Source organism: Methylobacillus sp. DLP286, from assembly GCF_056636515.1.
This window is the reverse complement of record NZ_CM153145.1, coordinates 2,063,394-2,077,085: the sequence shown is the minus strand read 5'-3', so window position 1 is coordinate 2,077,085 and position 13,692 is coordinate 2,063,394. Positions and strand designations below refer to the sequence as shown.

9 protein-coding genes are annotated in these 13,692 nt (G+C 48.5%); 7 read left to right on the top strand and 2 right to left on the bottom strand.

The features are described from left to right. Positions 1-11: 11 nt before the first annotated feature. On the bottom strand, positions 12-668 hold the full coding sequence (locus ACWXTG_RS09910) for a pyridoxamine 5'-phosphate oxidase family protein (RefSeq protein WP_480221226.1): 657 nt from the start codon (positions 666-668) through the stop codon (positions 12-14). Positions 669-1,676: 1,008 nt separating this feature from the next. Between ACWXTG_RS09910 and ACWXTG_RS09905 the strand changes: the two genes are divergently transcribed. Genes ACWXTG_RS09905 through ACWXTG_RS09890 form a run of 4 tightly spaced genes read left to right on the top strand, consistent with a single transcriptional unit; the run spans position 1,677 to position 3,712 of the window. After that, on the top strand, positions 1,677-1,853 hold the full coding sequence (locus ACWXTG_RS09905) for a hypothetical protein (RefSeq protein ID WP_480219776.1): 177 nt from the start codon (positions 1,677-1,679) through the stop codon (positions 1,851-1,853). Then, positions 1,846-2,292 (top strand): hypothetical protein, encoded by a 447-nt coding sequence (locus tag ACWXTG_RS09900; RefSeq protein WP_480219775.1) that lies wholly within the window; start codon positions 1,846-1,848, stop codon positions 2,290-2,292. The genes ACWXTG_RS09905 and ACWXTG_RS09900 overlap by 8 nt, the downstream gene beginning before the upstream one ends. A gap of 28 nt (positions 2,293-2,320) precedes the next feature. Continuing rightward, the gene (locus tag ACWXTG_RS09895) at positions 2,321-2,905 is read left to right on the top strand and encodes a hypothetical protein (protein WP_480219774.1); all 585 of its coding nucleotides are present in this window, start codon (positions 2,321-2,323) and stop codon (positions 2,903-2,905) included. 51 nt (positions 2,906-2,956) lie between these two features. Then, the gene (locus ACWXTG_RS09890) at positions 2,957-3,712 is read left to right on the top strand and encodes an exonuclease domain-containing protein (protein WP_480219773.1); all 756 of its coding nucleotides are present in this window, start codon (positions 2,957-2,959) and stop codon (positions 3,710-3,712) included. Between the two features lie 233 nt (positions 3,713-3,945). Here ACWXTG_RS09890 and ACWXTG_RS09885 read toward each other — a convergent pair whose 3' ends face one another. Next, a complete protein-coding gene (locus ACWXTG_RS09885; protein ID WP_480219772.1) occupies positions 3,946-5,100 on the bottom strand; it encodes a hypothetical protein in 1,155 nt (384 codons plus the stop codon). Between the two features lie 489 nt (positions 5,101-5,589). On the opposite strand from ACWXTG_RS09885, the gene ACWXTG_RS09880 reads away from it, so the two are divergent. The 3 genes from ACWXTG_RS09880 to ACWXTG_RS09870 all read left to right on the top strand — a co-directional run bounded on the left by ACWXTG_RS09880 (position 5,590) and on the right by ACWXTG_RS09870 (position 13,544). Beyond that, a complete protein-coding gene (locus ACWXTG_RS09880) occupies positions 5,590-8,337 on the top strand; it encodes a dsDNA nuclease domain-containing protein (protein WP_480219771.1) in 2,748 nt (915 codons plus the stop codon). A gap of 122 nt (positions 8,338-8,459) precedes the next feature. After that, a protein-coding gene (locus tag ACWXTG_RS09875) for an IS3 family transposase (RefSeq protein WP_480219770.1) occupies positions 8,460-9,613 on the top strand; the annotation gives its coding sequence in 2 pieces (ribosomal slippage) (positions 8,460-8,694 and positions 8,694-9,613; 1,155 coding nt in all). A gap of 46 nt (positions 9,614-9,659) precedes the next feature. After that, the gene (locus ACWXTG_RS09870) at positions 9,660-13,544 is read left to right on the top strand and encodes an NACHT domain-containing protein (RefSeq protein ID WP_480219769.1); all 3,885 of its coding nucleotides are present in this window, start codon (positions 9,660-9,662) and stop codon (positions 13,542-13,544) included. The last annotated feature ends 148 nt before the right edge of the window (positions 13,545-13,692 follow it).

Genomic DNA, 13,692 nt, shown 5'->3' with positions numbered 1-13,692 from the left:
CCCGGTGAAAATTAGGCCTTGCCTGTCCTGACCAATACCTCGTACTCATCCGGCGTAATAGTGCCGCCCAATGCCTCGGCGATATGCTTGTCGCGCTGGGGTAACGATTCCTGCAGGTTGTCGATGCGCTTCCATTCGGGCAGCCTGGTTTCGGCGCCGTGGCGCGGTATGTAGTCGGAGTCCGCCACGCGCTTGAAGCGGTGGATATAGCGCGAGCAATTGACGAAGAGCTCGGTGATCTCCACCCGCACCACCAGCTCGCTGCCGGCATATTCGGCCAGGAGCGGGTCGTCGCGGTCTATGCGGGCTTTGCCATGGATGCGGATGCGGTGCGGAACTTCGAAGTCGATCAGCAGCATGCCTACCTGGCGGTTGCGCTTGATGTTGCCCGTGGAGAGGAACATGCCGTTGCCGTCATAGCTGGGGAAAGCCAGCGTCTTCTCGTCCAGCACCTTGATGAAGCCGCGGTCGCCGCCTTTATAGGAGCAGGTCGGGTAGCCGCGGTGGTCCACCGTGCTCAGGAAGAACATGTCCCTGCTCTCTATGAATGGTTTATGCATTTCCTCGATTTTCTGGCTGACGATGTTGCTGTGCACTGCGGCGGCCAGCTTCAGGGTCTCGAAGTCTTCTTGCAGCGCCAGATGCTGTTCGCCGTACAAACTGTCCAGGTGGTGGCTGCTACCCATATTGATATCCTCGCTTCATGCCGCTCGGCTTCATCAGCCTGCCCCTTGCCAGATGCATGCCGTCCGGTCCCGTTCCGTGCATATAGGCAAGTTATGAAGTTTCTCTTTGGTAACGTGAGGATAAAGAATTACAGGACAGGGTCAATGGAAGTGGCTGAATAACCTGTCCGATATTCGGACAGACTTTCTATGGTGGGCCGAAGAAGATACGAATTGGGAACCAAAAGGGGCTTGGGGCTGCTGAGTGACCTTGAGCTGCCAGAATACTTTTCTGGCTAAAGGATACTTGCGAGACTGCTGCCCTGCTATCCCAAGCTGCCTGGCTTAGGTCTGACGCTATCGAGTGTTGAGTTATCTATTTTTTTGCCATAAAACTTCTCAATGTTGCTTCCGTACAACATGGTTAACATGGCTGATCTAAAGTCGGAATATGGCTACTGCAATGATCGCCAGCACTAAAAGCGCACGAGTTTTGATAATTCATTTTGGATTTAAGAAAGCTGGAATGAAACGTTTCAGCGTTCATCCATCCAATGTATTGCAGAAAATTAAAGAGTTATAAAAATATGCGGTTTTAGATGTAAATCAACATGTGCTTATACCCAAGAGTGTAAATCTCTGATGCATTTTAATCAGTAGGTTAGAAATACGCGGTCCGCAAGAAAATAAATGGGATATACCTCAAGAACGTAAAATTTTGTATTTTTTGCACCCAAGAATATAAATCACATTTCTCACCATCTTTATAAAGTGGACTTGGGGTGTTAACAGAGAGTGAGATTGTGTTTCTAGTATTAGATAAATTTTATGTAAATAATTGATTTGACATGTATATTTATTTCTTGTAATAATTTCTCCCATGCATATTCTCCGCAAACATTTCAGTTTGTTCCTCAGACGCATCGGCTCAACCGGCCGACGAATACCTCCTGTGCGCAATTCCTTTATTCAATACTAGGTCGTCAGTCATGGCGACCATAAGGAGTCGTCATGGTAATCAGCAAATCATCCATTGCTCGCCCAGAGCAATTTCAAATCCAAGTCAAAGACATTGATATCAACACCCGCGTTGTTAGTGCGCCGCTGGCTCCGGAGCTGACACACGTTCGCCCTGTGCGTGCACGTTCATCTGATTGGTCCGATTGTAAGGAGATCCGAAATGCTTAATGACAAGGTAGAGATACTGCAAAACATCATTCCAAAAACTCTGGATGGGATAGTTAGGAGTAATCGTGAGGAAATGCAGCTTGAATATGCGACTGAGCAGGATCTAGCAAAAATTCAAAAGCAAATACCTGGTGATTTTTACAGGGGAGCGTTGCGGAGTGCCTTTATCTATAAACGCATCTTTCCTGCCTTGCAGCAGGAGGCTTTATATCTTGTGGGCTTTATGGACGAGCGAGGTCGTACCATCACCTGGCACACTTCGCGTATAGAAGAGTTTGATCCAGAGACCCGGATGGTCTTTACTGCATCTGGTTCTTTGTATTGGGTTGAGGATTTTGTGGCAGGTGAGCCAGATAGTCAGTTGCTCATCAATGTTTGCGCCATTCTTCATCGCGACGGGCTGGGGAGTCGCTTCGGCGTCCCCCATTTCTTTTACTAAATGGGATGGCTCAGGTGGAGTAAGCAAAGTGACTAAGCATAGTAGTGGTGATCAACTCCTATCAACTAAGGTGTTTTTCGATACTGAGTTTACTGACCTGCTGGGTATTGCTCAGGATCCAGCCCTCATCAGTATTGGATTGATAACTGAAGATGGTATGCGCACCTTCTATGCTGAGCTGACGGACACTTACACACTTGAGCAATGCAGTGATTTTGTACATGTGGGTGTGCTTCCTCTCCTCGATGCTCCTGAATTACCTGAGGTACTGGACTTAACCGCTATCTATGCGCGAGTGAGTGCAACGCAATGTAGAGACTTGTTAACACAATGGCTTGCGCAAGCCGGAAAGCATGCCGAGCTATGGTCAGATGCCCCTTCATATGACTGGCATTTTGTAGTTGAGCTATTTCATGAGCATGTTTGGCCCAAAGTCCTATCCCAAATACCTAGATCATGTCTTCCATTAGAAGAAGCATCACTTTCTAGGCATTCCAGGCGTGTGGAACAGATGTATGCAACGCAGCGTTTCAGGAGGCATCATGCACTGGATGATGCCAGGGTGAATCGTGAAGTGTGGTTGGTGGAAAGTGCTGAGAGACAGAGGTCCTAAAGGTAACTACTTGCCATCTAATACACATGAGATAAATAGGAAAACTTGCTTTTGACTACCCCGATTCTTGTTATTGATCTTGAGGCTACATGCTGTGATCAAGGCACAATTCCGCCGGACCAGATGGAAATCATCGAGGTGGGCGCGGTATGGGCGAAGCCCAATGGTGAAATCATCGAAACCTTTCAGCGCTTCGTGAAGCCACTGGAGCGACCCAAGCTGACATCCTTTTGCCGATCACTCACTCATATTGAGCAAGACAGTATTGATGCGGCACCATGCTGGCCAATGGTGGCTGCTGAGTTGTCAGAGTTTTCCCGTCGTTACACCGGTGAATGTTGGGGAAGCTGGGGCGCCTATGACCGCCGACAGATTCAGCGTGAATGTACTCGGCACGGCATCGAAAATCCGTTGTTAGATATGCCTCACATCAATCTTAAAGGCTCGTTTGCCAAAGCACGCAATATTAAACAGGTTGGCATGACCACTGCTCTGGAGATAGTGGGTCTCAGGTTGGAGGGTACTCACCACAGAGCACTAGCTGATGCTCAGAACATCGCTCGGTTGCTACCATGGGTGATGATTGATGACGTCCATTTAATTAATATGGTTTACCAAGCGGTTAAGGACTCGAATCCAGAGGCCATCGCAAATGGGTTTGACTCTGGGAAATGGCTCAGAAATTGGCTTAGTGATCCACTGCCGACTCTTGGTGGGGTTGCACCAATTAAACTTATGGGGACGCAGCAAGGGCAGGCTCAGGTAGCAAAAGTGCTGAGTCAGGCGCTTGAAGGTACTTTCGCGTGATTTTATTGCAGTTAGTCACTAGCCTAATGGGGCGGCATTATCTTTGCGTTAGGATTAGCAATTTTTTTATAATCAGCATTAATTTAAACGGAAGTACTTAATCGGTACTGTAAGCTTAAAAACTATCGTTTTTTATGTGATGAACCAAACAACTTTATAAATACTTGTCGGTAAGACTAACTCTATTGAGCATGAAATACGTAGGCGTAACTTCTCGATGAAAGGCTTACCCATCATCTAGAGCGAAGGTCGATTCGATGCTCTGCTAAATAGCCTGCGATCTCACCCAGTAAGTGACCGCGGGGATAATAGACTGTTAGTTCAACCGATTCTGGTAGTCGTTGTCGTAGTTCAATGAAAAACTGCGACGTACCGCTAAGGAAATGGATATTGCCTAGGTTGATGACAAGTTCTTTAATACCAGCAGGGATAGTTAACGAATCCGCAAGTCTACCTCCGGATTGGCGGCCAAAGAGGTTGGTGAAATCAATAGAGATTTCCATCACTTCAGGTACAGACTCTAAGCGAGCCTCATCTCCGATGTTGAATGTGACTATGTTTTGTGCGATTCCTTCTGATGACTGCACTCTCTCGTATCTGACACCTATTCTCCCGACATAACGGTGTACAAAAGAACGGAATGCCAATGAGCCTAGATGTCCGGCTGCCGATGCCTTACTTGCATCTAACGTGGAGGTTGGATCGAAAGCAACGCCATCGTCTACAATTGAAAAATTTGTTCCGTCGAATTGCAAGCGTACTTGCTTCGCTTTGCCATGTAGAAATGCATTGTCACAAAGCTCGTACGCAACTTGTATCAACGAGTCTCGGATGAGTGGACCAAACGCTTCGACTATCGAGGGCCGACTGAAGAAGGCCCAGAACTGGTCTCGCGGTGCAGAAGCAGCTATGCGAACTGAACTATCAGTGGCGTGACTGGGGGCTGTAGGATAGAACGCTTGAATCAAACTAGGGCGAGAGGCTACTTCAGCTTCAATGTCGTCCCACGACCAGACATGGATCTGGAAAGGATAAGCCTCCCCGTAGTTAAGTAAGCGCGCTACCTCCTGAAGTGGCGCATCTCTCGGCGCTGTTGTAGCCATGGTGAACACATCAAGGTTCGGAGCAAAAGTCTTTGCCTTGGCGCACTCATCTAGGAGTTCTGCCTTGGTTAGCTTGCTTCCCAGGAGGCCGTTTTTGTCTTTGCATTGAACGCCCGCCAAGTGTGCGGTGTAAATGGGTTTTCCCCAAACATCTACCCCTGCCTGAGCCTGGCCAGATCGGCCATTAAGCTGTGCGTTCGGATCAGACCAAACTTGCTTCCAAAGCTGATGACACAACGCCTCAAAGTCTTGCCATGTTGCCGGGATGGGTAGTCTTGTTCGCATGATAATTATTTATAGTGAAGTTTTGAATTTAAGAGACACGCTCTAGCGTGTCCCACATGAATGTTGGGTTAGAAGTTATCAACCAAGTCGATATCGGACTTGTACACAGAGCCGATTACGATCTATTTGCTTATTGGTCAGAAGCTAATTTGGTAATGATTGTTGAATGAAAATATAACAAGCTATCTTACACTGCCAAAGTTAGGTGTTGTTTAAGAGCTAGGATATTCGGGAGAGCTGAAGATGATAGGCGTGGCCAAACGATGAAGATGGTACTGCGCAAATTTTTTCTTGCGATGAACCGAACTTGACTGCTTCAATTACTCAATTGGCCGCTCACGAAGAGCATCGAAGTGAAAAACATAGAGTTGTATGTTTTTTGTGATGTATATTTCTGTATTTTTAATCCAAAATACCCCGCCCCAACTTATTTTATGCGAATTAAATAGTTGGATACATTGATAAGTACAGCTATCAAAGGGCTGCAAGATGATGCAACCGACGCTTGATCCAGCACAAGAAAAGAGAATTGATGCAGTACATAGGGGCTTTCTTTATCAGCACCTCTACGCTGCTGCATGTTTACTATCCGCACAGGAAATCGGAGCGAATTTTGTTCTAATCGAAAGAGATGAAGACGTAGAAATCGTTACCTCGACTAAAAGAATTTATATTCAAGTTAAGACTCGCAGTAAGCCCATTATTCTGAGTGACATTGATGGAGCAATTGAGCGATTTCAGCTTTTGCGCGAAGAGCATGCATCTGGAAGACGCAGTGGACATGCAAATTTTATAATTCTTGCAAATCAAAACCCCGGCCCTTTACTCGCCAGAAGAATCGCTGACGGTGCTTTGGGGGATGTTGTTTTTTCATGTCCAGAATCAAATGTTCCGGAAGAGTTACAATCGCTTCCGCCTGCTTGGAATACCTTAGAGCAAGCTACTGAGTGGTGTATTGCTAAAGCAGAAGCATTGCCTCACGCAACGATATCAGCTGATTCTTTAGTATGGAAGCTAGCAGGTCTAGTCCTTGCTTCCGCAGCTGGAAATCCTCCTTTCGAAGACCATTCATTCAATGTCAACCAGTTGCCTGAACTGTTTGAACAATTGTTGATTCAACTCCAGCAATTTCCAGCTCCACCAATTCCATACAGGCCTCAACAAAATGAACCAGTAATTGATACCAATCAGCTAATTAGAATCATTTCTGGATTTTCAGGGGCAGGTAAAACTTCCTGGGCTTCTCAGGCAGCAATGCACAGCAGTAAAACCTGGCTTTACTTTGATTGTGCAGATATTCCAAGCGAAGCATTTGCTGTATCTCTGGTACGCGAATTGGCAGGAAAATTCAGTGAGAATATTCAAGGTGTACGCAAAGAGATTCTATTACCCGGCGTAACTGGATTGGAGTCTCTAAGGATTCTGGACACTTTTCTCAAAAGACAAGGAATTGAGCCCGTTGTTGTCATAGACAATGCTCATAAGGTTGAGGCGGATAGCTTGCGAAAATCGTTTGAAGGCCTAACTTCATTACAGTTTGTTTTACTTTGCCAACCCATCGGATCTACACGTGAAATCGAAGCAGTTACAGGTGTTGCAATAGAACACCTCAATGGATGGGGGTTGGATGAAATAGCTGCTGCATGTAGCGCGATTGGTGCGACAGGTAGTGCAGCGGCATTTGGAAGATTGCAGTTCCTAACAGCAGGTTCTCCTCTGTTTGTGGAAAGCGCAGCGCGTATAGCTGTTAGAGAGCATGAGGGAGACCTAGAAGCATTTTGTACTTCAATTGAACAACTTTCCCAAACTGCAGAGACAGCACAGGATATCATCTTAGAAAAATTTTTTGATGCATTGCCCGAGAGAGCAAAAAATGTAGTTGCTGTTTTAAGTCTCTCTGACATCGGTCTTAAACAGGATGAGATAAGTGTATTACTCAATGATACATTTTTAATTAACTCCTTAGTATGTTCAGGAATCATTCGGGAGTTACGCCGAGTAGGTGTTGTAGAGGTGTTTGGTTCCAACGCGATAAAGATACACGATGCCATGCGAATTTTTGGTATAAGACATCTTCAGGAATTAGGGGATGAGATATCTCAAAAATCCAAAGCTTCACTTAGAGAAATCTTACATAGATCAATTATAGAAAGCCGAGATACGTCGAGATTTTCTTTATATACTCGAATGTTGGTTGAAACGCGCGAAATTAAAGTTCTGGTTGATCTCGTTGGCGAAGAGATGTTTCACGAACTGGGAATTGCACCAAGCATCTGGCAAAGCTTAGAACTACTGATTCAAGATCCCTCGGTGAGCCCGAAGGATAAAGTATGGGCATTTGACGGATTAATCTTTTCTGGCTTTAAACGTGGTATCGAAGAGAATCAGCAAGCTAAGCTAGATTCAATGGAATCGTTGATAAGAGAGCACGATCTTGGTGATCAGGAGCGCATGACTTTCATCATGAAAAAGATGACGTTCGAATCTGCTTCCGGTAACCAAAATGCTGTACAGAGAGCCAGGCAGGCAATGGAGGAAATGCTTCCCGGTAAGCCTAAGCACTATCTTGTTTTTCAATATAATGCCGCTTGTGCCTTATTTGCTTTAAAGCAATATGATGAGGCTGAATCGCAAGCTCTAGAGGTAGTCCAGAAATACTATGAAACGATAGGTATTACTCCAGAGCAAGTAATTGGATTGAGCCAAGAAGCACTATTAAAGTTAGTTAGCCGGCTACACGCAACGCAGGACGATACGAAGCATCTGGCTGATGCATTGGAGCTTCTTGCAATTGTGACAAAAAAGCTTGGCCGAACTGCGATATTAGCCAGAATACATGCAATGAAATTTTATTCACTTGTAGGTGCACTTGATTCCATTGTGCGAGTTGGCCAAGACCTTGCGGATGACTTTGTATTCATTAATGATTTTGAGGAAGCTAGAAGAGTTCTTGAAAAGTACGTGTTACCTACGGTACTTCAAGCCAAAATGTTGGACAGAATTGTTGCTGTAAGAAGTCATTATGCAGTGGTGCTTGCTTATTGTCTTGAAATTGATGCTGCTGAAGCAGAAATGGCGAAGTTGGAGTCCTATGCCCCAAGTTTCAGCGATCAACAAAAAAAAGAAATTGCGGACCAAAAGGCGTTAATAGCAAAGCAGCGTATCAAACCAGTCTTATCTCGTCGTGAATTGGAATCTCTCAAGAGGGAGTTACTTCAAAGATATGCATTTTATTGAACTTCTATGTCTAAGCTGAATTACTCGCCCCTACTATCCTAGATAGGTGCGCACTAAACCATGAATCGGCCAGAGTTTAATAGACACTTTTTAGCCTCATAATACTCACAGAGGAGAGCATTATGAGCACGGTCCGATTTACAGAAGAATTCAAACTCGAAGCGGTGAAACAAATCACCGAGCACCAGCGTCCGGTGGCCGATGTGGCCAAGCGGCTTGGTGTATCGACCCACAGCCTGTATGCATGGGTCAAGCGGTACAGCAAGTCGGCACCGCAGCGTGAGCAAGATTGCAGTGAGGCCGCTGAGCTTCGACGCCTGCGTGCTGAGGTAAAACGTCTGACCGAAGAGCGCGACATATTAAAAAAAGCCGCCGCGTACTTTGCCAAGGAGTCCGGATAAAGTACGCGTTCATTGAGCAATATGCGACTCAATATCCCGTGCGCAGGCTCTGTAAAGTGCTCGAGGTTCACCCCAGCGGCTATTACGCCTGGAGGCGCAATCCCTATAGCCAGCGCCATCATGAAGACCTGCGCTTGCTGGAGCTGATGAAGCCCTCCTGGCTTGAGAGTGGCCGAGTGTACGGGTATCGTAAAGTGCACCACGACTTGCTGGCCCTGGGAGAATCCTGTAGCCGGCATCGTGTCGCGCGGTTGATGCGTAGCCGTGGCTGGCGTGCCCAGGTTGGCTATCGTCGCCGTCCCGGATTCCATAGTGGTGCCGTGCATAACGTGGCGGCCAACATCCTGGACCGTCAATTTAATGTGGCCGCGCCCAATATCGCATGGGTAACTGATATTACCTACATCCGCACGCATGAAGGCTGGCTCTATCTGGCTGTGGTTGTCGACCTGTTCTCGCGCCAGGTAGTCGGATGGTCGATGGATGCCCGCATGAGTAAAGACGTGGTTCTACAAGCATTATTGGCAGCGGTCTGGCGGCGCAAACCCAAACAAAGCGTGATGGTGCATTCTGACCAGGGGAGCCAATTTACCAGCTACGAATGGGCCGCCTTTCTGGCTTCCCATAATTTACAACCCAGCATGAGCCGACGCGGAAACTGCCATGACAACGCTGTCGCAGAAAGCTTTTTTCAGTTGCTCAAGCGCGAACGCATCAGGCGCAGAATTTATCCCACCAGGGAGCTGGCACGCCAGGATATCTTTGACTACATCGAAATGTTCTACAACCCGATTCGTCGGCATAGTCACGCCGCGAACCTTTCCCCAGTAAACTACGAACGGCAATACTTTTCTGAGGCAACAAACTGTCTATAAAAGACTGGCCGATTCACCATTTGGATAAACTGCTACATAGTAAGCCATGACCTTTGATCAGATATCACTTTCAGCAGCACTCGCAAATCTCTGCAGGGAGCAGATAAATCAAGCAGGGCAAAGGTATACGCCCGGAGTAGATAAGAGTGCACCTAATCTTCGGATTGCCGCCTTATCTACCGCCATCGACAACGTTGCATGTGGTGATGCAGCACAAGCTCGCTTCAAATCAGTTCTCGACGAATTCGCAGAGGTTTGGAGCCGTGCTAAACATCACAGCCAACGTCCCGCTGAGATCGAGCACCTCGTTGACGCCGCTTGCACATCCTTGCCAACAATGATGAGACGCTTACGTTCGCGCGACGCCGCCGCGGCTGATGAATGGGCAGACCGGGTGTCAAAAATTGAAACAAGCTTGATGGAGGATGTTGCCTATTGGCGGGCAGAGGAGGCCAAGCTCGACGCAGACGACGGCAGTTACTCGTCCGCGCGTAATACTGTACGCGCCAACATGGATTCGATTTACAGGTGCCTGGGAGTCGTTCGCGACGAAACCGAATATGCAACCAGTCCCTCGTTCAAGCTGCTTTTTAACCCGATTCTCCTGATAGGCGGCGAGTGGGGCACGGGCAAAACACACCTTTTGTGCGATGTCACAAGTGAGCGCCTTACTCGTGAAGCTCCCACGGTCTTAGTACTGGCAAAGAACTTCGAGGGCAAAGTGCTTACAGATATTTGCGCACGCCTCGGAAGTTCCACTTCGGTAGAGGCCAAATTCTCCGAACTGGATGCGGCAGGGCAAGGGGCAAGTGAACGAGCAATCTTCATTGTCGATGGAGTCAATGAAGGGCGTAGGCGTGAGTGGAGGCTGGCGATCAATGCCTTGCTCTCTATCGTGGCTGAGCATCCCAACATAGGGTTGGTCGTTACCTGTCGGACTCCTTTCGAATCCATGGCTATTGAGAAGTCAGACCTGGAAAAATTCCACTGTCTCCAGCACTACGGTTTCGATGACCAAGAATTCGATGCACAGGCGGCCTTCTTCCAGTACTACCAGTTACCACTGCCTGAGGTTCCGCTATTGGACAGGGAGTTTTCTCGTCCTCTTACGCTGAAGCTTATCTGTCAATCACTGCAGAGCCTGTCCGGCAAGAAGCTGGCAAAGGGCTTTGCAGGCATCGCCTCTGGACAGCGTGGCATGACCTACGTGTTGGAGTCATTTGTCAATCGCGTTGGAGAACCTATTGAACACGGTTTTGGGTTGCAGCCCAAGGGCTGCTGGATCTTGCTGAAAGGTAATGAGCAGTTCGCTGACAAGCGGATTGCCGGCTTTGCTCCATGCATGGCAACGAAACTTCGCGGCTATGTTCTTCCGTCAGAGGCAGACCGGATTGTCGCTGCTAGCTACCCTGCACTACGACCTGGTCAAAGGCGCTCGCTACTGGAGGCGATGCGCACAAACGGGCTCATAGAAGAGGATGCCATCTGGTACTCAACGAAGTCCGGGCTGCATAAATCCCGAGTGGTATACCGACTGCCCTATCAGCGATTCAGCGACCACTTGATAGCGAGGCACCTACTCAAGGCATACTTAGATGTGTCATCGCCAGCTTCCATCAAGGGCAGCTTTGCTGCCAACTCTCCGCTGGGGAGAGTCTTTCGGCTGACCGATCAAAACTTCGGCCACTATGCGGAGCCTGGATGGGCACAAGCACTGATCACGGAGTTCCCGGAGCGTGTCGGGAAGAAGATCCCTCCAAAAAATTGTGAACTTTTCTTCTCCTTGCCGCGGAATGCACAGAGTCTGAATGCGTATTTCGAGCCGCTCATCGAGGGACTTTTTTGGAGAAATCCGACCTCGTTCACCGAGGGCACGCGAGTTGTGATCAACAAGTACTTGGGCGCAGGCTCTCGGACCTGGGAGCGCGTCGTGGATGCGTTGGCAGCCGTCGCGACGAAGCCCAATCATCCTTATCATGCTAAGCGGCTATACAACTATCTGTCGCGCTACCCGATGGCTGACCGAGACCTGCAATGGTCCGAATATCTGCGACGAAGATACGCGTCGCCGACCATCCATCGACTACTGACATGGGCAGAGAAACTCGACATTGTGACCATGACTCGCGACGCAGCTGCCGAACTTGTGGTGTTGTTCTCCTTGGTCCTGACTACCGTTGTTCGTAACGATCGCGATCTTGCGACCAAGGCACTTGTACTAATCGGAGAGCAACATCCAGAAGTGCTGTTCTCGCACGTTCTGATATGTTTGGACTTCAACGACCCATACCTTCCGGAGCGGGTACTTGCAGCCACATATGGGACGGTTCTGTCTCTGGTCGATTCAGAAAAAGCGGCTTCGTTCCGACCTCTACTTGGAGACCTGGCTCTGAAGATTTACCGCCAAATGTTTGCTCCTCGTGCCCGCTACGCTACGCACCACGCGCTGATTCGGGACTACGCGCTTGGCATTATTGAAGTGGCCCAGCGAGCTGGGTGTGTCAAGCTACCGAATACCTCTGTCCACCACCTCAGCCGACCGTTTTCGAATACGCCGTCAACATTCTCCAGCAATGGAAATCCCGACAGCTCGGTCAAGGACGCAATTGGACACGCCATCCACATGGATTTCGGTAACTACACTATTGGTAGACTGATTCCCAATAGGGCAAACTATGACCACGATAAACCAGAATATGTTCGGGTTCGCGCCAAGATCGAGAGTCGCATGTTCGCCTTGGGGTATCGGGATGAGGCATTCAAAGATATCGACTCGGAGATTGGACGGTACTCTTGGAATTCTCGCGAAGAACACGATGTGGATCGCTACGGGAAAAAGTATTCCTGGATCGCTTACTTCGAGATGTGGGGGGAGCGCGACGCGAACCGCAAACTCCCAGATTGGCGCCAGGGCAGCAGACCTCCCGACTGCGGGGTGGATCCATCGTTTCCAAAAGCGCCCCCTGATTGGACGCCGCCCTTGCCGGACACTTTTGGTCCGCCAGCTGCCACCACTGAGGATTGGGTTGTAGGGGGGTATACGCCGGACTGGCACTCTCTTCTTGTGGTTTCGGAGATCAATGGACATCAAGGAGAGTGGGTGCTCGTTGAAGGATTTGTCCAAGAGTCTGACAGTACGCATGATCGTGAGATCTTCGCTTTCCTACGTGGGATGTTCTTGGCCAAGAATGATGTGGATAAGCTGAGATCGCAGTTCCTATCGATTGACTATCCAGGTAATAACAAGCTCCCAGAGGGAGCAAAAGAGCACTATCTGTTTGCTGGTGAGGCGGGCCACCGTCATAACTTTGCTCGGCATCTTCTCAAGTCGAATGGCAAATACCGCCGCCAGACAACGGAGGCGTTCGATGAGTACGTGCCTGACTACAGCGCCCCTAAGAAAGAGCCACTGACTATCAAGATTGCCTCAATGTCAGGCGAGGTAGCGGACGACGAGGACACTACTGTTTTTGAGTTCGACTGCCCCACCTATCGCCGTATTCCGGGTGTCCGGGTTGAGTTACCATCTATTCAATTTTCATGGGAATCATGTCACTCCGAACACAATAATTTCTCTGGTTTTGATATCCCTGCACCAAGCCTGATTCAGCGTCTCAGACTTTCTTGTTGCAACCGCGGAGTCGACTTTTTCGACTCAAGTGGCCGTCCAGCAACGCTCTACAGACAAGCAGGAAAAGGTTATTTGGGCAACCAGTACAAGCTGCTATACATTCGAGCCGACTTGCTTCGTTGCTATCTTAAAGAGACTCGGCAGGTGCTTGTCTGGTGCAACTGGGGCGAACGTGACTGGCTTAACAAGATGGAGGACAGTTTGCTTACCAATGAGGCTAGACAGAAAGTCTTTCAAACTCACACTCACATCCATAGAACCTTTTCCCAATGGTCGGCGAAAGACGGTGTCGTGTTTTAGGCAACTATTTGCCCCAAGTGCTGCATTCGCAGCGCACTCTCAAACCAGTGCAGTTACCTAGAAAAGTGGCCGGTCTGTGCGCCTAAAAAGATGCTCTAAGCAGACTCGGTGTGGGTCCAATTTGGCCGATTGGAAGAAGATCATGCCC